The organism is Mycobacterium sp. TH-M82, assembly GCF_057473605.1.
The window spans coordinates 23,712-44,912 of the sequence record NZ_JBYCKY010000733.1 but is presented as its reverse complement, the minus strand read 5'-3'; the positions used below and the strand labels follow the sequence as shown (position 1 = coordinate 44,912).

General features: G+C 66.0%; 21 protein-coding genes. 17 read left to right on the top strand and 4 right to left on the bottom strand.

Annotated elements, in window-relative coordinates; translation table 11 throughout:
• The first annotated feature begins 92 nt into the window (after window positions 1-92).
• From AC2VON_RS21805 to AC2VON_RS21795, 3 genes are all read left to right on the top strand, one after another.
• Window positions 93-395, top strand: coding sequence for a hypothetical protein (locus AC2VON_RS21805; RefSeq protein WP_486954725.1), 303 nt, complete (start codon window positions 93-95; stop codon window positions 393-395).
• A gap of 69 nt (window positions 396-464) precedes the next feature.
• The gene (locus tag AC2VON_RS21800) at window positions 465-728 is read left to right on the top strand and encodes a hypothetical protein (RefSeq protein ID WP_486954724.1); all 264 of its coding nucleotides are present in this window, start codon (window positions 465-467) and stop codon (window positions 726-728) included.
• Window positions 729-782: 54 nt separating this feature from the next.
• Window positions 783-1,688, top strand: coding sequence for an ESX secretion-associated protein EspG (locus AC2VON_RS21795; RefSeq protein ID WP_486954723.1), 906 nt, complete (start codon window positions 783-785; stop codon window positions 1,686-1,688).
• Between the two features lie 136 nt (window positions 1,689-1,824).
• Here AC2VON_RS21795 and AC2VON_RS21790 read toward each other — a convergent pair whose 3' ends face one another.
• On the bottom strand, window positions 1,825-2,082 hold the full coding sequence (locus AC2VON_RS21790) for a hypothetical protein (protein ID WP_486954722.1): 258 nt from the start codon (window positions 2,080-2,082) through the stop codon (window positions 1,825-1,827).
• Window positions 2,083-2,190: 108 nt separating this feature from the next.
• Between AC2VON_RS21790 and AC2VON_RS21785 the strand changes: the two genes are divergently transcribed.
• From AC2VON_RS21785 to AC2VON_RS21760, 6 genes are all read left to right on the top strand, one after another.
• The gene (locus AC2VON_RS21785) at window positions 2,191-3,192 is read left to right on the top strand and encodes a MinD/ParA family ATP-binding protein (protein WP_486954721.1); all 1,002 of its coding nucleotides are present in this window, start codon (window positions 2,191-2,193) and stop codon (window positions 3,190-3,192) included.
• Window positions 3,192-4,667 carry a type VII secretion integral membrane protein EccD gene (gene eccD / locus AC2VON_RS21780; protein ID WP_486954720.1) on the top strand — a complete coding sequence of 492 codons (1,476 nt, stop codon included), beginning with the start codon at window positions 3,192-3,194 and terminating at the stop codon, window positions 4,665-4,667. Before AC2VON_RS21785 ends, eccD begins: the two co-directional genes overlap by 1 nt.
• A gap of 2 nt (window positions 4,668-4,669) precedes the next feature.
• On the top strand, window positions 4,670-6,325 hold the full coding sequence (locus tag AC2VON_RS21775) for a S8 family serine peptidase (RefSeq protein ID WP_486954719.1): 1,656 nt from the start codon (window positions 4,670-4,672) through the stop codon (window positions 6,323-6,325).
• A gap of 20 nt (window positions 6,326-6,345) precedes the next feature.
• Window positions 6,346-7,869, top strand: coding sequence for a type VII secretion protein EccE (eccE, locus tag AC2VON_RS21770; protein WP_486954718.1), 1,524 nt, complete (start codon window positions 6,346-6,348; stop codon window positions 7,867-7,869).
• A 63-nt stretch (window positions 7,870-7,932) separates the two neighbouring features.
• Complete coding sequence (locus tag AC2VON_RS21765; RefSeq protein WP_486954717.1) at window positions 7,933-8,667, top strand: DUF2637 domain-containing protein; 735 nt, start codon at window positions 7,933-7,935, stop codon at window positions 8,665-8,667.
• A gap of 132 nt (window positions 8,668-8,799) precedes the next feature.
• The gene (locus tag AC2VON_RS21760) at window positions 8,800-9,240 is read left to right on the top strand and encodes an NUDIX hydrolase (protein WP_486954716.1); all 441 of its coding nucleotides are present in this window, start codon (window positions 8,800-8,802) and stop codon (window positions 9,238-9,240) included.
• Here AC2VON_RS21760 and AC2VON_RS21755 read toward each other — a convergent pair.
• The 3 genes from AC2VON_RS21755 to AC2VON_RS21745 form a co-directional block, all read right to left on the bottom strand.
• The gene (locus AC2VON_RS21755) at window positions 9,218-9,916 is read right to left on the bottom strand and encodes a chymotrypsin family serine protease (RefSeq protein WP_486954749.1); all 699 of its coding nucleotides are present in this window, start codon (window positions 9,914-9,916) and stop codon (window positions 9,218-9,220) included. The genes AC2VON_RS21760 and AC2VON_RS21755 overlap by 23 nt on opposite strands.
• A gap of 107 nt (window positions 9,917-10,023) precedes the next feature.
• A complete protein-coding gene (locus AC2VON_RS21750; protein ID WP_486954715.1) occupies window positions 10,024-10,806 on the bottom strand; it encodes a hypothetical protein in 783 nt (260 codons plus the stop codon).
• Complete coding sequence (locus tag AC2VON_RS21745) at window positions 10,806-11,120, bottom strand: helix-turn-helix domain-containing protein (protein WP_486954714.1); 315 nt, start codon at window positions 11,118-11,120, stop codon at window positions 10,806-10,808. The genes AC2VON_RS21750 and AC2VON_RS21745 overlap by 1 nt, the downstream gene beginning before the upstream one ends.
• A gap of 209 nt (window positions 11,121-11,329) precedes the next feature.
• On the opposite strand from AC2VON_RS21745, the gene AC2VON_RS21740 reads away from it, so the two are divergent.
• From AC2VON_RS21740 to AC2VON_RS21705, 8 genes are read left to right on the top strand one after another with little or no spacing between them, the layout of a single operon-like run.
• Window positions 11,330-11,710, top strand: coding sequence for a hypothetical protein (locus AC2VON_RS21740; RefSeq protein WP_486954713.1), 381 nt, complete (start codon window positions 11,330-11,332; stop codon window positions 11,708-11,710).
• 3 nt (window positions 11,711-11,713) lie between these two features.
• Window positions 11,714-12,754, top strand: a complete 1,041-nt coding sequence (locus AC2VON_RS21735; protein WP_486954712.1) for a hypothetical protein — start codon at window positions 11,714-11,716, stop codon at window positions 12,752-12,754.
• 1 nt (window position 12,755) lies between these two features.
• Entirely contained in the window at window positions 12,756-13,688 is a 933-nt protein-coding gene (locus AC2VON_RS21730; protein ID WP_486954711.1) for a conjugal transfer protein, read from the top strand.
• A 22-nt stretch (window positions 13,689-13,710) separates the two neighbouring features.
• Window positions 13,711-13,998: a hypothetical protein gene (locus AC2VON_RS21725; protein WP_486954710.1), complete on the top strand. Its 288-nt coding sequence runs from the start codon at window positions 13,711-13,713 to the stop codon at window positions 13,996-13,998.
• The gene (locus AC2VON_RS21720; RefSeq protein ID WP_486954709.1) at window positions 13,995-14,414 is read left to right on the top strand and encodes a hypothetical protein; all 420 of its coding nucleotides are present in this window, start codon (window positions 13,995-13,997) and stop codon (window positions 14,412-14,414) included. Before AC2VON_RS21725 ends, AC2VON_RS21720 begins: the two co-directional genes overlap by 4 nt.
• Entirely contained in the window at window positions 14,404-16,938 is a 2,535-nt protein-coding gene (locus tag AC2VON_RS21715; protein ID WP_486954708.1) for an ATP-binding protein, read from the top strand. Before AC2VON_RS21720 ends, AC2VON_RS21715 begins: the two co-directional genes overlap by 11 nt.
• Window positions 16,935-19,043, top strand: a complete 2,109-nt coding sequence (locus tag AC2VON_RS21710; protein ID WP_486954707.1) for a hypothetical protein — start codon at window positions 16,935-16,937, stop codon at window positions 19,041-19,043. The genes AC2VON_RS21715 and AC2VON_RS21710 overlap by 4 nt, the downstream gene beginning before the upstream one ends.
• Window positions 19,040-20,836, top strand: a complete 1,797-nt coding sequence (locus AC2VON_RS21705) for an AAA family ATPase (RefSeq protein ID WP_486954706.1) — start codon at window positions 19,040-19,042, stop codon at window positions 20,834-20,836. Before AC2VON_RS21710 ends, AC2VON_RS21705 begins: the two co-directional genes overlap by 4 nt.
• Window positions 20,837-21,201 lie beyond the last annotated feature (365 nt).

Genomic DNA, 21,201 nt, shown 5'->3' with positions numbered 1-21,201 from the left:
GACCGAGGCTGTGCTGACGAATTACCAAATCCTCGTGTTGCCGAGACGCTGACCAGGCGGGCAACACACAGACTACAAGGAGCGTACCAATCATGGCACTCAATACCGATACCCAGCAGATGTTGGCCGCCGCGGCCCAGCTGGAGTCCATCCGCAACGACGTTCTGACGTCGCTGGGTCAGTACTCGACGATGAACCAGGACCTGGGGTCCAGCGGGTTCCAGGGGGCGGCGTCGATCGCCTCGCTGCGCACCACTGAGGACATCAATTCCACGGGCCGGCAGGTCGCGGTCCGCTTCCAGTCGTGCATCGACCAGATCCGCAATTCCGCGCACCAGTACGCGCAGATGAACGACGACAACGCCGCGCACCTGAGCAACATCAGCACGACGTAGCAGCCCGAAACCCCAAGACCCTCAACACGTTAGGAGTACATCGACATGATGCGATACGACCACGCGGCGATGGCTGAGCACGCCACCCGCCAGGCGAGCCTGGTGACTCACATGGCGGACCTGCAGCAGCAGGCCAACCGCTCCATCCACTCGGTCGCCGAGATCTGGACCCAGCACGGGTCGAATGCCGCTCAGGAGTGCCATGCGCAGATCGCGATGGCGTTCCAGCAGGTCTTCGACACGATCAACCGTCACGGCACGGCGATTGCGGGGGCTTCGAGCCACGCCGAGATCAGCGACCTGGGCGCCGCAGCCGGTTTCCGCGGGCTGTAGACAATGGCTGTTGCCGTTGGAGCGCGGCTGTCAACCACGTCCGAAGGGCTCTGGTTGACAGCCGCGCTCGCGCGCGTCACCAGGCTTCCAGCGACGTTGAAGGTGCGGCCGATCGGCGGCCTGGAGGGCCTGAGCACTCATCCGGGGATGGCGGAGCTGGAATCAGCGGGGGTGTGTCACGGTGGTGTGCTCGACCCCGATGTTGCCGATTGGGTGATGACGCTGGGGCGGCCAGATATTGAGCTCGACCTGACGATCAACGCCGGGGTGCAGGCCAGTGGGCGGGCCGCGGTGCCGCCGCCGATGTTGCACGTTCCCGACGATCCGATTGAAGCCTATGGGGCACTGACGGAGTGGAACAACCGCCAGCCGCCGCAGCGGGTGGCGGTCCTGTGCCGGCGCGAGGGGCGCTGGGTCAGTGCCGCCCGGATGTGGCAGCCGGGCGCCGGCGTGGACGGGCCCACGCCAGAAGACCTTGATGAGATTGTGGTTTCGCCGCTGGGGTCCGACAGGTCTGTGACGGCGGCCGTTCACGATCTGCTGGGTTCGGCTGTGCCGGCGCAGTTTGCGGGCGCCAGCATTGAGTCGGACGTGTTGGATTCGATCGTGTCGCATTGGCAGTCCAATCCCGACACGAATGTTGTTGCGATGCTTGTTGATGCGGGGTTGAGTCCTGAGCAGGCGCGGGTTGTGGAGGCGGTCGGGGATGTGAGTACCACGCGGGCGAGCATTGCCGCGCTGGAGCACCGCATCGAAGGGCCGAGTGTGGCGCGGTTGGCGGTGATGATTGCCGATACCGCAGTGGGGCGGGTTTTGGTGTCGAGCAGCAGTGGTCCTGACGGCCGGTTGTGGACGATGTTGACCGCTGGTACTGAGCAGCGAATTGGTGCTGCCCTGACGGAATTGCTGGAATCACTGCCCAGCGGCACCCAGTGGGTGCACCACCGAAGGGTCTCGTAAAGAATCTACACGCGAAGATGGCTCGCGTTGTAGACGTAACAAACTCCTGGTTGTTAATCTCGCAGCGTCAACGAAATGACGGCGGCAAGGCGGTACCGCCGCACTGCGAAGGGACGCCATGAGCGATCGAGAATGGTTAGAGCAGCAGATGGGCGCGACGCCAGCGCAGCCCGCCGCCGACCAGGCCAATCAGCAGCAGAACTGGCAGCAGCAGTTCGTTTCGCTCAACCCGGAAGCGGGCCCAGACGAGACGCAGGTGATCCAGATACCGGGCGCTGGTGTGCGCCGCGACAGTCCCGCAAATCCGGCCCCACCACAGCAGCCCCAGCAGCCGCCGGCCGGACAGCATCAGCAGCAGCACCCGGGCCACCACACCGGGGCCTATCCGCAGCACAACGGCGCGTACCCGCAGTCGCAGCAGTATCCGCCTGCCGAGTCAGCCCCGTACGGCTGGCCGCAGCCGGCGGCCCCCGAGAGGTCGGTGGGAGCGCACAGCTCCGGCATGAGCTTTGCGATGGCGGATGGGTCCGGGCTGCTCGGCGAGCACGTTCGCGCCTCGGAGTTTGTTGAGCAGAAGAAAATCCCGTCCTCGCGGGGTTGGCGAAAGTGGCTGTACCGAGCGACATTTGGGGCGGCGAACCTGGGTGAGTCGCCCGATGAGCAACTGGTTCGTCAGATGCAGCAGCAGGTTGCGGCACCGCTGCTGGGCACATTTGCCGTGATGGTGCTCGGCGGCAAGGGCGGCGTGGGCAAAACGACGACGACGGTGGCCATCGGGTCATGCTTCGCCGCGTTGCGGCCCCGTGAGCAGGTCGTGGCGATCGACGCCGACCCGGGCCAGGGCGCGAACCTGGCCGCGAGAATCGACCCCTCGGCCTCATCGTCGTACAGCGACATCGTCGCCGCTGACGACCTGGTCCGCTACTCCGACATGAGGGCTCGGGTCGGTCACAATGACGCAGGCCTGGACGTCGTGGCCTCGGGTGCGCACCGGTCGGCCGGCACTCAGGCCAGCGTGTCCGCGGAGCTGTACAACAGCACGCGGCACCGGCTGGATGACTTCTACAACATTCAGCTCACCGACTGCGGCGTGGACATCCAAAGCCCGATCATGGCCGGCGTCCTCGACAACGCCGACGCCCTGGTGATGGTGACCTCAGCCATCCCCGATGGGGCAGAGGGTGCGGCGAAGCAAATGGACTGGTTGGCCGGCCAACCGAAGTATCGGCACTTGCTGGATCGAATGGTCTTGGTGATCAACCACATTCGCACCCAGGACCGGCGATCTGATCGCAAGGCCACCCAGCATCTGGTGACCACACTTGTTGAGCGGTTCGGGCGTTGGATCTCCGAGGACCGCATCATCGTGATGCCCTATGACCGGCATGTGGCCAAGGCCGGGGTGATCGACCCCAGCGAGATGGCACCGTTGATGAAGCGGCGCGTCCTGGAGGCGACGGCCGCACTGGCGATTTCGTTCCCGACGACTGCGGATGCGTCCTGATGGCGAGCAGTGCTGGTCCGGTTTCGCTGACGCGGGTGGTCCTGTTCGTCTCCGATGACACCGAGATCGACTACGTTCTGCCCTCGGGGGCCGCACTGATCGCAGTGATTGAAGACCTGATCCCACGCATCAACATCCGGCTGCGCCAGAAGGGCAGGGAAGTCCTTTCCGCTGAGGGCGGTTACCGGCTGTGCCGCGCCGACGCTCGTCCGCTGGACCCGGAAAAGTCCCTGGATGAGGCCGGGGTTGTCGACGGCGATGCCTTGTGGCTGCTGCCGTTGGAGGCCACCGAGCAGTTCGAGCCGGTTATCGAGTACGTCTCGACGGCGATCGCACGTCAAGCGCAGCGGGAGTTCAAGCGCGTGGACGCGACCGTGGCCCGTAGGGTCGCGGTGGGATTGGGTGCGGGGCTGACCGCATGGGCGGAACTGATCTTGACCCAGCTGTGGTGGCAGTCCGGTGGCTGGGTGCCCGCGGCGACGTCGTGGGGCATCGCCGCCGCGGTGGTGATCGCGGCCTGGATGGCGAGCAAGGCCGCCGAGCCGGGCCGGCAGGCCGTGGCCGATCCGCTGGCGTGGACAGCGATGATTCCGCTGGCGGCCGCGAGTGCCCTGTCGGTACCAGGTGCCCCGAGCGGCTGGCATGCGGTGGTGGCAGTGTCGGCGGCGTTGGGCTGGATCGTGCTGCTGGTGATGCTGACCGACCGGCACCTCGCGGCGGCGTCGGCGCTGTTGACCGTGGGGATTTTCGGCGCCGTGACCATGGTTGTGGCGTCCTCGGGGTGGCAGGTGCCAGCTGAGCGGGTCGCGGTAGTGGCGTTGCTGGTCGTGCTGGGCTTGGTCACGTTCGCCACGAATATCGGGGTCATCGGATCTGGTGTTCCCGGTCCGTGGTTTCCGTCTGTGACCGGTTCCGGGGTCTTTGAGAACCTGCCCGGGACGCCGGCCGATACGGTCTCGCCGGTGTTCGGCGATGGTGCGGGATCACCTGAGCAGATCGCTACGTGGACCCGGCGCGGCAACGCCATCGTGACCGGGCTGCTGCTCGGCTGTGGTCTGGTCACGGTGGTGGCCGCACGGTATGCGGTAGTTCCCGGCCAGCCCCGCAGCTGGCGCTACTTGCTGTTCGCGGTGGCGATCTGCGTGGTGCTGCTGCTGCGGGGCCGCTCGTTTGTGGACCGGTGGCAGTCGGTGGCGCTGGCGGTGTCGTCGGTGGCCGGGATTGCGGCGATCATCGGCCGTTACGCGGCTGCCAGCACTCCGCCGTCATTGAGTATGTCGATGGTCTGCGTTGGGCTGACGTGTGCGATGGCGGTGGCCGGCCTGCTGGCGGTCCTGGTGGTCGCCGACGCCAGGGTCAGCGCCCCGATCCGGCGTGCGGTCGAGCTCGTCGAGTATGTGCTGTTGATCTTTGTGGTGCCGTGGGCGGTGTGGCTGCTGGGCCTGGTGTCGGTGATGCGGAACCTGGTCGGCTGACCATGTCCGCCACGACGACACGACTGACGGCCCTGTTGGCAGCGGTGGCCCTGGTGGTCAGCATGCCTGCTGCGGCGGCGTGGGCGATCGAGCCTCCGGTGGTGGCTGAGGGTCCGCCGCCGGGCGATCCTGAGCCCGCTCCGGATCGCCCGATGCGGCAGGTCAGCGACTGCGTGCAAACGCTGGCCCTACCGGGCTCTGATTTCCGTGAAATGCCGGCTGGATCGCAGATGATGGATATGCCGGCCGCGTGGAAGGAATCCACCGGGGTGGGTGTGGTGGTCGGCATCATCGACACCGGGGTCGCTGCTCAACCACGCCTGCCGCATCTGATGCCCGGCGGCGACTACGTGATGGGCCGCGGCGGTGACGGCTTGTCGGACTGCGACGGACACGGCACCGTCGTGGCCTCGCTGATCGGCGCGTCCCCGGCGGGTGCCCCGCTGCCGCCCAAACCCGCCGGGGCACTCCCGCCGCCCGAACCGCCGGCACCGGAGTCCTCGCCGCCGGCCGCGGCCGGGCCTGCGGGCCCGGAACCCTCGGTCACGCCGCCGCCCGCGCCGACCACAACGTCGTCGTCGACCGCCCCCGCTCCGGTACCGCCCCAGCGGCTCGAATCGGCAGCTGCCAATGCACCGGCGTGGGGACCGGCACCGCAGGCGCCGGTGATCGACAAGCCTCTGGCACCGCCGGTCCAGGAGGGCTTGGACGCCCTGGTCGGGATCGCCCCGGACGCCACGCTGATCTCCATCCGGCAGTCTGCGCAGACCTTCGGCTTCGCCGAACCGCTGGCCGGGGAGAACCCGCAGGAGATCCGCCGCGCCGGGGACATCAACACACTGGCCCGCTCAGTGGTTCACATGGCCAATCTCGGCGCGAAGGTCATCAACATCTCCGTCATGTCGTGTGTGCCGGTCGGCAAGCCGCTGGACCAGACCGCCCTAGGCGAGGCGGTGCGCTACGCCGCCGTCGAGCGCGACGCGGTGATCATCACCGCGGCCGGCAACGCCGGGAGTGAGGGCTGTACGGGCCAAAATCCCGACCCCTTCGTCGGGGGACCGGATCCGCTGGGCTGGGACTCGGTCAAGACGATTGCGACACCGGCCTGGTTCACCGACTACGTGCTGGCGGTATCAGCCACCGATTCCTTCGGTGTGCCGTTGACGGGCCAGAGCGCGTCGCTGCACGGCCCCTGGGTCGGCCTGGCCGCCCCAGGCACCGAGATTGTGGGATTGTCCACCAGCGGGGAACTCATCAACGCCTCGATCGACCAGGACAAGGTTCGCCCCATCGCGGGGTCGTCGTTCGCTGCGGCCTATGTCTCGGGCACCGCCGCCCTAGTGCGCGCCAAATTTCCGAATCTGTCGGCCCACCAAGTGATCCACCGACTTCAGGCGACTGCGCACCCACCGCCATCGGGCCGGGACACGGTCATCGGCTACGGGGTGGTGGATCCAGTGGCCGCGCTGACATGGGATGTCGAACCCGGTGAGCTGCTGCCGCCGGCGGCGCACAAACCGTTGCATGTCGAGCCTGCGCCGCCGGCACCGGATGCGCGGCCCCGGGTCGGGGCTGCGGTGGCCGCGGCACTGGCGGTGGTGCTGATCGGGTTGACCAGTTGGGCGATGACAGTCAAGCGACGTCGAGGACGGTTGTGATGCGGGAGCCACGAGTATCGGTGAGAACCAGTCTGGGCGCTGTGGTGGCCGCTGAGGTCGTCGCGGTGGTGGTGCTGCTTGGGATGGCGGCAACCGGTCTTGATCTGAGATGGTGCATCGGCACCGGCGTCGGCGTGGCCCTGCTGGGCTGCCTTCTGGCGGTCTGTGGTGCGCCGGTGTGGCAGTGGCTTGTCCGATTGGCACGGTGGTTGCGGCACCGCAAACGCAGTCTGGCGGCTGCGGAGTTCTCTGATGTCGATGTCGACGGCACGACGCTGGGCGTGTTGATCGACGGGCATACGGTGGTCACGATGGTCAGCGTGTGGGGCAAGCCCTACCTGCCGACGCTGCTCAAGGTCGATGATGTGGAGACGCCGAACACGTTGCCTATCAGCGTCGTTGCCTCGGTCTTGCAGCGGGCGGACTTGGGTGTGGACGTTGATATTCACTCCCAGGGCCGGCGCACGGCCACAGACAGCTACAGCGAGGCCTATTCAGCGTTCCTGCGCGGTCGCGCCGCTGTCGGTCAACGCAGCACCACCTTGGTGGTGCGACTGGATACCCATGCGGGGGATACCACCAGCGGTTTGCTGTGGCGTCGCAACAGTGTGGCGGCGGCGGCCGCTGCGACCGCACGGATTGTGAAGGCGCTGCGCGAAGCGGGGTGCCGGGCAGAGTTGCTCACCGCCAGCCACATCCGGGATGCGGTGGGGGACACGGTCGGTGGTTCGGCGGCCGTAGCGGCAACCTACAACGTCGGCTGGACCGCCTTGCACCAGCCGGGTTACGGCTACACCACAGGCTATTTCCTCAGCGCTAAGGACCTCACGGCGAAGGGGCTGGCCAATCTGTGGGCTTACGAGGCCGACCACACCGCCGTGGTGGTGGCGTTGCGCCGCACCGACTCCGGGGTGCGGGCCAGCGCCACGGTGCGGTACACGACAACGAACCCGATCAAGGCCAACACTGCCCCGCCATTGAACCGCTTCACCGGCCGGCAGTGGGACGCCCTGGCGGCGACCATGCCCGGGGCTGACGGGCTGGCCGGTCTGCCGAGCGTGCCGGCGGACTCGGAACTTGATGGCGCGGTGGGTATCGGGTCGTCGGGTGTGCTGATCGGTGGAATCCGTGACTCCATGGTGCTGATGCCGCTGTCTGATCCCGCGCAGCCGACCCGTGTGGCGCTTCGGGCGCAGTCCGACTCGGTGGTGCGCCAGTTCATCCGCCGTGCTGCGGCCACTGGGGAGGTGGTGGCTGTCTACGATGCCCGGGGCCGTTGGCAGATGACCTCGCAGTCCTCGCGAATCTGGACGACGCGGACACTTGATGCGCAGCCGCCGCGACCGCCGACCATGGTTGTTCATACTGGCCGTAGAAACCCCTATCCCGGGGCGTGGATCTCGGTGGCTGTTGATGCGCCGCCGGCGTACGAGCCGGACGTGACGATCGAGCAGACCGGAAACAATATCCGGGTCGCCACTCAGCGGTTCAGTGTTGACCTCACGGCGGTTGCATTCCGAAACGAACAGCCCTTCCTCAACTGAAATGGCAGCCAATTCGGGGTTGGTGTTGGACGAATAGCACTGTGCCCGTGAACGATTAACGGCATGTTGCAACAGGGCCGTCCGCGTCGCTTTTTTTGGTTCGTACTGACTCTGGCAAGCCTGGCCTCGATCGCGGGGAACGGGGCGCATTCGTGGGTGTCCACCGACCTGATGGTTCCCCGGCAGATGGCCATCGCTGTGGCCGTGGCACCTCCAGTGGTGCTGATGCTGTCCATTGAGGGCCTGTCGCTGCTGGTGCGCAGTCTGCGCCGATCCGCGGTGACGTTCTGGTGCACCGTGGCGATGACGGTCTTCCTGGCCGCCGGCGCGTTTGTTCTGTCTTTTGAGGCATTGCGCGACCTCGCGGTGCGCAACGGAATTCCGGCACAGTTGGCGTGGATATGGCCCATGATCATCGACGTGACGATCGCACAGGCGACGTTGGCTCTCGTCACGTTGTCACACCCCGATCCGGTCGACCTGGCCACCGAGACCGAGCTGGTGCCGACGCAAGAGGCCGCTACCTCGGAGAGTGCGCCAAGGACCGATCGGCGCGATCGCGAACTTGAGTTCGCAGGAGTTTGCGAGCTCACGGAAGCTGACGATGCGGGCTACGAACGCCTCGCCGAAGACGTATTGCGTGCTCGTCGGATCCGTCAGTCGCCCGAAACGGTCAAGCAGGTGCTGGCGATGGGGGAGGACGGCGTGAAGGTCAACGAAATCGCCTCCCGGACGGACCTCCATCACAGTACGGTGCGCCGCATTCTTGGGGCCGCGCAGATGGCCGAGGCCCGTTAGGCCGTGCGCCCGTGCGCCCGCCCATGACGTTGGTGTGCGTCTCTACTGACGGCGAATCGGAACGCGACCCAGAGGGAGAAGGAAATTGAACCCTGGCGACTCGGCCGGTTCGACACCGGCGCCCGCTGACCGGTGAACGCACCGTTGCCCCGGCACTCGGTCAGCGTGGCCGGGATCGTCGTCGATGCCAGCGGCCAGGTGCTGGTCATCAAACGCGCCGACAACGGTCACTGGGAACCGCCGGGCGGAGTTCTCGAGCTCGGCGAAACCCTCGAAGAAGGTGTTCGGCGCGAGATCCTCGAAGAGACTGGCGTGAATGTGGAAGTCGTCGGGCTCACCGGCGTGTACAAGAATCTGTCGAAAGGCGTTGTGGCGCTGGTCTACCGATGCACTCCGTTGAACGGGACACATCGGCCGACCGTCGAGGCGCGTGAGGTTCGTTGGATGGCACCCGAGGATGCCGCCGCGGTGATGGTGCCGACGTTCGCCGTTCGAGTGCGCGACGCTCTCGACGGTGCTGTGCACTCGCGCACCCACGATGGTGTCACCGTCAATCTTGGGTCCAGACCTTGAAGTCGTCGCCCCACACGGTCGGGTTGTCGCGGATCATGTCGATCACCGCGCCGATGGGCTGCGCCTGACTGCCAGCATCTCCGCCCGCTCGCTCCTGATTTCCGCTGGAGCCCATTGCGACGAGGGTCCGTCCCTTGGTGATCCAGGGGCATCCGGAGTCTCCGGGCAGTTGGACCATGTTCGAGTGGACCAGACTCAGGGCGGGGTGCCCTTCGACGATGTTGACCTGGGTGATGCGGCCGCTGGTTTTTCCTGTCCGTTCACCGTATTTCGTGACGTAGTCGCCTTCTTCGAGGTAGCGGCTTGTGGCCGTGAAGTAGGGCTCCAGGGAGAACGTCTTGTAGAGGGCAATCACGGTGTATCCGCGTGCTCCGATGATCCTGCCGTCTGAGTCTTCGACGTCGCGCTTCCATGCGACCACCTTGCCGATGCGTACGCCGCGGTCGGTGTAGACGTACTGGTCGGGGACCTGGTCGGAGCAGTGCCCGGAAGTGACCGCGAGGCGGTCGTCTCGACTGTTGAGGCCGAAGAACCCGAGAGTGCACTTGTGGCGGGCGATGTGTATGGGCATGCCGACGACCAGGGTGCCGCGTGCTGAGGCGGTCGGGGTGGCCACAATGCCGGTGCACAGATTTAGTGCCAGAGCGGTGATGAGCACCCGCCGGGCTGCGCGCATCACGACACGGACCTCCCTGAAATGCCGGCGTTGAACGGTGACGTTGGCAATGCGTGCCGACGTCGGTGCACGATGAGATGCGGCGCATCTGAGGCCCGAGGGTGCGGTCATGGGGCGTAGAGCAGGCTGGTGGGCAGGTGCAGCAGTGCGGTGGTGACTCGCCAGCAGTACCAGGTTGTTGCGAGACCGGCGGGGATGGCGGCGGTGAGCAGGGGTGCCCATTGGATGGTGACTGCTCCTACGCGGGGGATGGCGATGGGCTGCTGGGTGTGGTGCTTGGGTGGGTCCAGCAGTGTGGGCATGGCGACTTCGCGGCCGGCCAGGAAGAATTCGTCGTCGACCTCGTCGGCGACGGGGCGCAGTGGCCACCAGTGGCTGCTGCCTTCGACGACGAGCCAGCCCTCCAGGACGCCGTAGGTGCCGGCGGCGAGGAACGCGGCTGGAATTTGCGCCCATATCCAGGGGATCACGATGACCGACCAGATGCTGGGGGTGGGGTCGTAGAGCATCGGCAGTGGCAGGCCGCAGGCCAGGCCGATGCCGATGAGCCCGGCGATCGGATAGCCCAGCAGGCGCTCGGGGATGAGTGTGGTGATCTTGCGGTAGAGCAGCCAGCCGGCGAGCCAACCGAGCGGGGCGGCGAGGCTGCACGCGGTGACGATCACGATTTCGACGCTGCTTGATGCTGATGAGGTGCGCCGCAGGAAAATCGGCGGCGTTACGTCGTCGTCGTGTGGGTTGGGCCGGACTCCGATCCGCGACCTGTCGCGGGCCCGGATTGCCTTGCCGAGGATTTCGGCGCGGCGCTTCTGGAACAGGAGGGTTCCGGTGTGGGCTGCGATCCATGCTCGCCGTTCTTCGGCGAAGGTGTTGATCGCTGCGGGGAGCACTAGTGGTTCCCCGTGCTGTGGTCGACGAGTTCGTCGAGCAGGCCGCGCACGCTGCCGAGCAGTTCGGATGCCTGCACGACCATGGTGGTCGCGGCCTGTAGGACGGTGACGGCGTGCTCGTCGCCGGGGCCGGTCACCATCTGGGTTCGCGGCTGTCCGCCGGCCAGCACGGCGGCGGCTGAGCCGCTGGCCCAGCCCAGTGCCAGGTCGATGCGGGCCAGGGTTGAGTCGCGCAGGCGGCCGCTGCCGTTGATGGCTTTGTGCAGGGTGGTTCGGTTGGGTCCGCCGCGGCGGGCGAGCTCGTAGTGACTCATCCGCATTTGGGCCAGTCGCTCCCGAACGAAGTGGTCTAAGCGGGCTGGCCCTGCTGCGGGGGGTTCGGCGGGTCCTCGTCGTGTTGCTTCCACAAGCTCAAGTTAATCGAAATCAACTAAAGTCGTCTATAGATGTCGACGTAATCGGGTTCAGTTGACTATCGTTGCGTTCGCCAGGAAGACCCCATTTCACGGAGGGAGGCGGCAACATGAAGACTCTGCTCATCGTTGCCGGGATCAGCTGCACGGCAATGTGTTTGGTCGTCGCGATGATCATTGACTTCATCGCCCGCTGCTTGCCCCTGATCATTGTCGGCGCTGCGTTGTGGGTGGTGGTGAAGGTCATCCAGCGATCAACTCGGCACACCTGCAACCACCCGCAGGTCGTTGACGGGACACTGGCCGAGCAGACGGTGCTGGTTCCGTTCGACATTCCCAGCGGCTATGTGCGTGCTGGTGAAGCTGGTGACCGCCGGGTGCCCCAGGAGCTGGACGCGGCGTACCGGCGCGCTGTTGTCGCCGAACGGCGCGCCGACGCACCGTTTTCCCGGGCGTTGAACTGCCGCCACCAGGGCCGCGGGCACGGGTAACTGATGAGCGGATATCTGTCTCCTTCCGATGCGGCCTGGGTGGAGCGCGTGCGCTCAGCCGCGACCAATCCCGCCGGCCCCGAGCCCGAGCCCGAGCCTGGGTTCGACACACACACCGAGGCAACCGAACTAGACGGCGACGCGCCCTCGGAGATGAATCCGGCCGTTGTTGACTGCGGCGACGACGCTCAGCCCGTCGAGCCCCCGAGCGGCGGCGCTGAGGGCGCCGGGAGTGTCGATGAGGATTCCGATGCGGTGAAGGCGCAGCGCCGGTTCAATCCGATGGTCGCTGCGGCGTTCGGTGGGCTGGCCCTCGTGGCGACCCTGGCCACGGTGGTGGGGGCGTCGGTGTCCTCACGCAGTGACCCAGCCCCGCCGCCGGCACCCACCCCGATCGCCAAGCCTGCACCGCCACCTCCGGCGCCGGCGAAACCGCCGGCCTCGGTTGATGAGCCGCTGCGGTTCACCGCGACCTCGGACTGCGATTCCCTGCCGGGATCGACCCCGGCTGCGCTGCTGTCGGACTCGAAGGCGACGGTCCCGTGGATCTGTGCCAGTCAGGTGGCCGGGGAGGTTCTGCATATCTACCTCGACCAGCCCCACATCATCACCGCGGTGTGCATCGTGCCGGGAGCGGTCAACAAGTCCGGTGACGGCGACGAGGGCGACGCGTGGTTTCGCCACCGTGTCGTGAGCCGTCTGCAATGGATCTTCAACGACCGTGCCGCCACCACCAAGTCCCAGAACACCCATGAGCGTCACGGCGAAGCCTGCGAAGCCGTACCCCATCCGTTGGCATCGGAGATCACGGTGAACATTCAGGAACTCAACATTCCACCCAAGACCGCACCGACCACCAGCACACCGGCCGCACCACCGGCGGGAGGCGGCGTCCTGAACGGAATCCTCGGCGGCAGCAACCAGCCTCACGGGCTGCCCTCCAACACCCCGCTGCTGCCTGGGGACACCTCCGCCCGGCCGGACCCCAGCGACGGATCATTCGCAGTCTCGGGTATCACCATCATCGGCCACCCGGTGATCTGACATGGTGAAACTCAACCAGGTTTGGCGTAAGCGGATCACTACCGGATCGCATGGGGCTGGCCGCATGCTGCTGGTGATCCTGGTCGTGACGTCCTCGATCAGCGGCCTGTCCACGGTCAAACATTGGCTGTTTCCGCCGGCCCCGCTGCCGGTCGCCGCCATTGCCCGCGATGTGGTCAATCAGACTGACCTGGTCAAGGCATTCGCCATCGACTGCGTCAGCACCTATCTGACTGCGGCCACCGCGCACGGAACCGACCTATCGCGCTGCTTTCCGAACGCCGACCAGCTCTCGATGCCAGCAACGCCTGCCCTGATCGTGTCTGAACCGATGGCCCACGCCTTTCGGGTCGGACCACGTCGCGGCGACTACCTCACCTACGGCGTTCTGGTCGGGGTGACCGAACAGGTTTATGCCACAGCGGTTCCCCAGCGCAATTACTACCAAATCTCGGTCGGTGTGTACGGCGGCGATGCCGTGCGCGCTGTGGACAATCTGGCCCGCATCGACGGGCCACCGGCCGGGACCGAGGTGGCGCTTCGCTACCCGGTCACGATCGCGGACAACCATCCCATCGCAGGCATGCTGGGCGGATTCATGAGCGCCTTCTTGACGGCCAGTCCCGGCCTGGACCTGGAACGCTTCATCACCACGGACTCGCAACTGACGAAGGTCAGCCACCCCTACCTCGTCGCGTACGTGACTGCCGTGCAAGCGATCAGCCAACCCCCCGACAATCCTGTCGACAACACGACGTTGTCGGTGCGCGTCGGTGCTTCAGTTCGCTCAGCTGAATACGTCCAGTACGACCTGTCCTATCCGCTGACGTTGCGGGCCTCTGGCGGGAACTGGTTCGTCGCCGGAATCGACGCCGTACCAGCGCTTGCAGAGTCCATCCCTGAACCACCCGAAAACAGCGCTGCCCCGCAGTAACCATCAACCAAGGAGGTTCGGCATGACCACGTCCATCCTGGCCGCAGCGAGCGGTTTGGAGAGCATGGGCCAACAGGCTTACCTGCTCATCGCAGCTCTCGGCGGCTTCGGATCGCTGGGATTGGCCATCATCGTGGCCCTGAAAAACGCCTGGAAGATGGGCATCGGCAGCGGTATCGCGGCGTTCTTCGCGGGAATTGCGCTGTCTGTGCTGATCGCCAATGCGGTCGGCATTCACGACGCCGGGACCAAGGAGTTCCATGACCGGACCGGCTACAACCCCGGACCTTACGGCACTCTCAGCCGATGAGCGCCGGCACCTCGTCGGGCGATAACGCCAAGATCTGGACCGGCATCCGGGACATCCCCATCTGGGCCGGCGAATCGTCTCGGGGCAACCAGCTCTGGGGTGGGCCCTACCGCACGGCCGAGCTGGTGACGATCGGCCTCATCCTGGTACCAGCGATCGTCTGGGTCACCCACAACGTGCAGTCCCCACACATCCTGACCGTGGTGGTTGGCGCGCCGGTGGTGACCGTGATCCTGGTGCTGATCCTGCGCGTCGTTATCCCCAGCGCTCGCCCCACCCTCGGGACTCGTATCCAGTTCTTGGTCAATGCGATCGTCCCGCGGCCTCTTGCGACTTCTGTCCCCGCTCCGGCTCGGCGTCGTCGCGGCGCCGGGTCGGAGCACCCCAACTCATCCCGGAGTTACAGTGCGCGTTGATACCTCGCTGGACCCGCCGCTGGAGGTGATCGGCAACCTTCGCTTCACCCGTGGTGGTGTCTACGCCGACTACCTGGCCCACGGCCTGCCGGTCACCATGCGTGCGTTGTCCACGCATGAACGGGCTGCCCGGCTGACCCGCAATCTCGGACGCAACCTGCCCTCGGGCTCCCAGTTGTTCGGCCTGGTTGCCGTTGAGGACCAGGACCGAATCCTGGGCAACATCGTTGGCCGCAGCCACGACAATCCGGCATGGGTATCGCATTGTCGCGCTTGGGAGCCGGTGATCGCCAACCCGTTGCAAACGGCGCCGGCCAAAGGGCCTCGCCAGCGGCTGTACTGGCTGACCATCCCTGTGGATGCTGGGCGAGCAGGACGCACGGTGGCCGGCCAGGCGGAGAAGTTCGGAAGTTGGGTGATCGGTCGCGACACCGGCTCGGAGGCGTCGGTGACTGCCTACGCGGAGCTGGCCGCAGAGATCGTCTCGGCGATGCCCGACGATTTTCATTTGACCCCGGCCTCACCGGCTCAGATCCTGTGGCATCACCGGCACAACGCATTACGGGGAACCTTCGCCGCACCGCTACCGCACGCCAGCGTCGGGCCCCGGACGCTCTCGGGGGAGATGTTCAGCCGGTTTTGGTTCGACGAAAGCGCCAACAGTGAACGCCTGCACCGCTGGTGGCCCAACCGCCATTCGGTGGTACGAGTCCAGGAACTCACCACCGAGGGGCAACCAACTGGACCGGTCAGCTACCAGGCGATGCTGCCCGTCGACCAGTTCCCCCGGCTCGGCGTGCGCTTTCCACGAGCGGCATATCTTCACGCTCTCGACCAGATCGACACAACTGCCGTCGTCGACTGGGTGCAGCACTTCGACGTCGTTGCTCCCAAGCAGGCGCTGGCCACCAACCGGCGCAACGCCAAGAACATCAAAGACCAGCAGGATCAGCGGGCGGGAAAGCGCGACGATGCTGATGCGGAGAACCTGGCGGTCAAGCTCGACGACACCCTGGACTATTCCAACGAACTCAGCGCCAACCCGACCGAACGCGAACTGGACAGCGTCTCCGTCATCGCTGTGGCAGCACCGAAGATCGCTGTGATCGAGGACGCGGTCAAGCAGATCCGCCAGGAACTCGACTCAGCTGCTATCGCGTTCAGTCGCCGGCGCGGATCGCACCGGCTGCTCTGGAAGGCGTTCAACCCGGGCAGTGAGGCGAAAAGCCCGCTGGATCAGTTCCGCAATCCGACGACCGCGCACCGCTGGTCTCGGTTTATGCCACTGATCTCCGCCGACTGCGGCAACGCCACAGGAAGCCCCTTGGCGGTCAACCAGAACACAGCCCAGCCCCGCATCATCCTGCACGATCCAGAAGGTGCCGCTGTGCGCAATCACAACACCGGTACCGCGGTGGTGGGCGAGCCCGGCGGCGGAAAATCCAACCGCGTCAAGCTCTCTGGCTACGAAGCGGGCTTGCGGGGCGCGCAAGTGCGTGTATTCGACCCCGGCACGCATGGGGAGTGGGCGAAGGCGTTTCGATCGCTTCCTGGGGTGCAGGTGATCGATCCGACACAGTCGAATATGTCGCTGGACCCGCTGGTGATCTTCCCCTATGACGAGGCCGGCGCCCGCGCAGCGGACCATATTCTGCCGATGATCGGGGTCGGGCCCCGCAGTGTGTTACGTGCGCAATTCGAGGTGGCGGTCCGGCCGGATCGACGTGAAGCCAACGGTATTCGCAACATGCGCGGGCTTCTGGAGTACCTGCGATCACAGCCGAACCCTAACGAGAATGAACTGCTGCTTCGCCTGGAGTCGGCCGCGTCGAGCTTCTACACCCAGGCCCTATTCGAGCCGGATCGCGCACCGTACTCCACCGCCGACTCGAACGTGACGATCTGGCTCACCCGCGGCCTGCAACTACCTGACGCCGATGACATCAACAACGCCAGCAACGGGGTGCTCGATCTGCAAACCCGCCAGCTGGCCGGGATGGCGATCTACGGACTGCTGGTCGACCTTGAACAGCAACAGCTCTTTGAGCGCCGCGACCGCTACGGGGTGCTGATTTTCGAGGAGTGTGCCGAGCTGCTGGCCTACCCGCCGGGCAAGCGGGCGGCGCATCGCATCACAACTCAGGGGCGAAAGCACGCCACCGGAATATGGCTGGTCACGCAGGACTATCACCACCTGGCACGGATGGGTTCGCAGTTCATCACCCAGAAGTGGCTGTTCCGCATCACTGACGAAACATTGGCGGAGCAGACCCTTGAGTGGGCGGGCATCGACCCGGCGCTGTACCCGGACGTTGTGGAGTCCTACCTGGAAGACACCAGCCCCGCGAAGAAGAGCTTGGCCGGCGATGACGACGATTTCGGCTACGTCGAGCCGCATCGTCGCGGTGAGGGTTTCCTGGTCGATGAGTTCCGCCGGCACGCGCGGGTGAAATTTCTCGGTGCTCCTACAGCCGGGCTCGCCGATGACCTGGACAGCACACCGCCAATCGAGGATGCGGCATGAGCAGCAACGTCCTGCTTGACCGACTTGCGGTCTGGCTCGCTGAGCACCCGCAAGCACGACGGCTGGGCACGATCATCGCCACCGTGCACGCCCTGGCCCTATGGGCGGTGATCAGTGCACCCTCGGCCGCGGCGTCAGTCGGTGGTGCCGCCCTGGCCTGGACTGGGCTGCGCGACTCCTACGGCGTGCCGCTCGCGAACTACTTCCTGTCGGTGGTCGATACCACCGAAGCCATGACCAACCAGGGTGAGGAAGTCTCCATCCTTGAACCCGGAACGATCCTGCGGTGGGTCACAGGGGCAATTCAGAACGCCGCCACCCACGCTCCCGCGAGCTGGTGGCTGACCGCCATCGCCTCGTTCTACCTGTTTCTGGCCGGCACGGCGCTGTGGTTGCTGCGATTCGCGCTGTCTGGGCAATGGCTGGTCGTTATCGCCCAAGTGGCCCGCCCGGTCTATGGGGCAGTCACGACGGTAGCTAACCAGCTCTACCTGGGGCCGATAACGATCACGTTGTGCGTGATGATCGGCGCTTTCCATATCTTGCGCGGAAACGGTGGCCGCGGCCGCGCCATCATCGGCACCGGGCTGGTGTTCACGATCCTGCTATTGACAGTGTTCGCCGACCCGATCGGTGACCTCTACAGCGACCATGGGCTGTTGGCGTGGGGCCGCTCCATCGGCTTTTCCATTGCCCAGGCAACCCGCCAAGGCCCGTACATGGCGGATCGGCCCTTGGCCGACCAGGTGGACATGATGCTCGGGGATCTCATCACCGCGGGCGTGCGGCATCCGTTGCAGGTCATGAATTTCGGCTACGTCACCGACGACGTTCCGGGCTGCGCACAGGCATATTCGGCTGCGATCAGCACCGGCGTAGGCAAAGGTCCCGGGCCGGCTCATGCGATGGGCGATTGCGGGGCCGGCGACGCACTGCTGCATGCCCAGCAGCTCAGCGGGGACGACGCCGGGACCTCCCTGGCATTTCTGCTGACCGGGGTCACGTTTTCGGTGTTCAACTGGTACGTCTCGGTCAGCATCTTCCTCGTAGGTCTGCAAGCGGCGTTCTTCGGCACAGTCGTCGGGCCCTCATTCATGATCGGCATGACCGGCATGGCGGGGCGGGCGATGGCCTACGCCAAGCACAGTGCGTGGCAACTGCTGGTCCACGCCGCCGAACTGGCCGCCTACACCACATTCCTCGGCATTGTCGTGATCTGGATGGCCTGGACGCTGACGAGTCCCATGCTCGGCACCGGCACTGTCACCGTGATGCCGCGCATGCTCATCGTCATGCTCGTCTCCATCATCGCGATCGTCGCCTTCCGGTTCATGGACCGCCAATTCCATACCGATGGCATCGGCACCATCGGCCACACCATCCACGCCGCCAGCGGGCGGGTGCTCCACAACGCGCGTGGCGGTGGCCAGGGCGGCGGGCAGCGGGCCGACGACGCTGACTCGATGCTGTCCAGGCTGCGTGGGCGGCGCCGCGGTCGCGCCGACGACAGCAGCACCGACGACCCTGCCGAGACCTCCCGGAGCACCACACCGGCCCAGTTCGACACCTTCAGACCACGGCCGCAGTCCCGCCCGGCGGCAGCCCCAGCGTCGGCAACGAGCACGGCCGCCAAGCGGTCCACCAGCGCGGCCGCCGGCCAGGGCGTGGCAACCCGGACGGGGACCGCGGCCCGCGCCGCTGGCGCGGTCGGTGAGGCAGCCGAAGTCGTCGCCGCTCCCGAGGTCGTCATCGGCGCCGCCGTCGCCCACAGCGCCAGCAAGGCCGTACGTAAACACCACGAGAAGCGGCAGCAGAGCGCGGCCGACCAACGCGACAACACATCGCCGAGGTCAAGCGCCCCGTCGCCGCGACAAGCGGCTCCGCGCTCTTCAGGCAGCGCCGACGTCGGACACGACACCCTGGCGCCCCGGCCGTCCGGCTCACCCAGACAACACCGTGACCAACCAGCGCGCGCCGGTGCTGGCCAGCGCCCTGCCCAGGGCACCAACGACCGGGACGTGCAACCTGCCGATCAGGCAACGCCCCTAGGATTCGACGCAGTACCCCATCCGAGCAGACCATCGAACGGCAGAGGTGATCAGTGAACGCCCGCGAATACCTCGACACCGGCATCGCCGCGCTGGGACTCCTCAACGGCCAGCACCCCAATGTCGAGCAGGCCCGCCTAGCTTTCCGGCGGGCCGCCGACCTCGACCCGGCCATGTGCGACGCATGGATGGGCTTGATCGCCGCCGGCGACACCACGGTGGCGACACTGCGGCACGCACGTCAGACCAGCAGCACCTTGCATCGTGAAACCCGCCGCCTTGGCCTGGGCGACTCCGATCTACAGCCGAGTGTCCCGGTCCCCGGCGGCTACCTCGTGTTGTGCCCGACAACGTCAACCGGGCTGGCGTTGGCGTACGTGGCTGCCCTCATCAGCGCCGGCGATTACGACGCTGCCGAGAAGGAACTCGCAGCTGTCGATACCGGCCGCGAGCCCGCCCAGGAGCCGACCCTGCGATTCGTGACGGCGACGCTGCATTTCGTCGCCCAGCGCTGGCCGGACGTGATCGAGCACGCCGGGCAGCCCAGCGCCGACGCGGCAGGCTCACTGATCGATGCCGCCAACACGCTGCTGGCCGGTATCGCCCATACCGGGCTCGGACAGTTCGACACCGCCCTGTCGATCCTGAAACCGCTGACCCCTCAGAACATCCCGGGCGGCGAGAGCATCACGACGGCCGCTGCTTTGCACCGCGGCCTATGCCACCGCGCCCTCGGTGATGAGAACACTGCACGCGAGCAGTTCCGTGCCGCCACCATTGCCGGCACCCTGGATTCCAGCGCCGCTGCTGCCCTGGATGACCCGACCTACGGACCGGTCGTCACCACCAGCGATGCGATTGCCGCACGCACGAACAGATGGGACCCCGAATCCGGTCCTACCGCCGCGCAACTTCGCCGAGAACAGGACCGCACCGCGGCCCAAGACGTCCTCAAAGAGGCGCACGACGAACTGATGGGCTTCGTCGGATTGTCGCGGGTGAAAGCCCACGTCACCAAACTGAAGAACGAACAGCGCTACGACCACGTGATGGCACAACGCGGCGTCGACGTCGACCAAGACGGCTCACTGCACATGCTTCTCGTCGGCCCGCCCGGAACGGCGAAAACCTCCATCGCCCGGATCATGTGCAAAATGTATTACGGCCTGGGCATCCTCGACTCGCCGGAGTTCATCGAAGTGTCCCGAGAGGATCTGTGCGGATCGCACATCGGTGAAACCGAGGAAAAGACCAAGACGATCCTCGAAAGCGCCCGGGGCCGTGCCCTTTTCATCGACGAGGCACCCACGCTGTATCAGCCCGATCTTGAACGTGACTTCGGCCGGCGTGCCCTCGACACCATCATGAAGTACGCCGAAGATCACCGTCACGGCACCCTGATCTGCCTGGCCGGATACGCCACCGCCATGAGTGCCATGCTCTCGGCCAACCCCGGACTGCGCAGCCGCTTCCCCCACAAACTCGAATTTGACTCCAGCACCCCGGCAGAGCTGCTGGAGATCGCCGACATCTTCGCCGGCCGCTACCGCGTGACCATCGCCGAGCCAGGCCGACAGTATTTCAACGAGGTCGCCCAATGGCTCTGCGCCACCGACGCCATGGATGGCTTCCACCTCATCGACATTCCCGGCAACGGCCGCTACGTCCGCAACGTCATCACCGAAGCGGCACGCAACATGAAGACCCGAGTCGCCGAAGACCCCAGCATCGACCTCTACGCCGGCGACATCGAATCACTGCGAACCATCACCGTTGACGACATGAGAACAGCCATCACAGATGTTCTGAACGCCAACGACATTCACCCACCACGGCACGCCGGTTACTGACCAACCGGGGGAGCCTCGACACGAACGGGAGCCCCTGCGGACAACCGCAGACCGCGCAACTCTCGGCGTACCGATCGTGTTGACGGCTTATCTGTACCCGTGGCGCCATGTCGCCATCACCGCCAGCCCCCCGCCCCAGGTGCGCCGGGCAGTGTCCTGTTGATCGAGCGGAACGTCGGAGACATCGACGAGTGCGCCACAGCCCGCCCTGGACCTTGTCCTGGATCTGGTTGACCTGCAAGACGGCCACGGCGGGCACTCTACGCCCGCCGCGCCGTGGGAGCTGCTGGGCACGCAACGACCCGGTGTGGGATTCTTGTGGGCGTGATAAGGGAATCGTCGTCGTCGGCAATTCTGGGCCGGGC

What these genes read in the sequence shown, in the direction of transcription:
- AC2VON_RS21805 (WP_486954725.1), top strand. Translation starts at nt 93, where the DNA reads ATGGCACTCAATACCGATACCCAGCAGATGTTGGCCGCCGCGGCCCAG.
- AC2VON_RS21800 (WP_486954724.1), top strand. Translation starts at nt 465, where the DNA reads ATGGCTGAGCACGCCACCCGCCAGGCGAGCCTGGTGACTCACATGGCG.
- AC2VON_RS21785 (WP_486954721.1), top strand. Translation starts at nt 2,191, where the DNA reads ATGAGCTTTGCGATGGCGGATGGGTCCGGGCTGCTCGGCGAGCACGTT.
- eccD (WP_486954720.1), top strand. Translation starts at nt 3,192, where the DNA reads ATGGCGAGCAGTGCTGGTCCGGTTTCGCTGACGCGGGTGGTCCTGTTC.
- AC2VON_RS21775 (WP_486954719.1), top strand. Translation starts at nt 4,670, where the DNA reads ATGTCCGCCACGACGACACGACTGACGGCCCTGTTGGCAGCGGTGGCC.
- AC2VON_RS21765 (WP_486954717.1), top strand. Translation starts at nt 7,933, where the DNA reads ATGTTGCAACAGGGCCGTCCGCGTCGCTTTTTTTGGTTCGTACTGACT.
- AC2VON_RS21755 (WP_486954749.1), bottom strand. Translation starts at nt 9,916, where the DNA reads ATGCGCGCAGCCCGGCGGGTGCTCATCACCGCTCTGGCACTAAATCTG.
- AC2VON_RS21745 (WP_486954714.1), bottom strand. Translation starts at nt 11,120, where the DNA reads ATGAGTCACTACGAGCTCGCCCGCCGCGGCGGACCCAACCGAACCACC.
- AC2VON_RS21740 (WP_486954713.1), top strand. Translation starts at nt 11,330, where the DNA reads ATGAAGACTCTGCTCATCGTTGCCGGGATCAGCTGCACGGCAATGTGT.
- AC2VON_RS21735 (WP_486954712.1), top strand. Translation starts at nt 11,714, where the DNA reads ATGAGCGGATATCTGTCTCCTTCCGATGCGGCCTGGGTGGAGCGCGTG.
- AC2VON_RS21730 (WP_486954711.1), top strand. Translation starts at nt 12,756, where the DNA reads ATGGTGAAACTCAACCAGGTTTGGCGTAAGCGGATCACTACCGGATCG.
- AC2VON_RS21725 (WP_486954710.1), top strand. Translation starts at nt 13,711, where the DNA reads ATGACCACGTCCATCCTGGCCGCAGCGAGCGGTTTGGAGAGCATGGGC.
- AC2VON_RS21720 (WP_486954709.1), top strand. Translation starts at nt 13,995, where the DNA reads ATGAGCGCCGGCACCTCGTCGGGCGATAACGCCAAGATCTGGACCGGC.
- AC2VON_RS21710 (WP_486954707.1), top strand. Translation starts at nt 16,935, where the DNA reads ATGAGCAGCAACGTCCTGCTTGACCGACTTGCGGTCTGGCTCGCTGAG.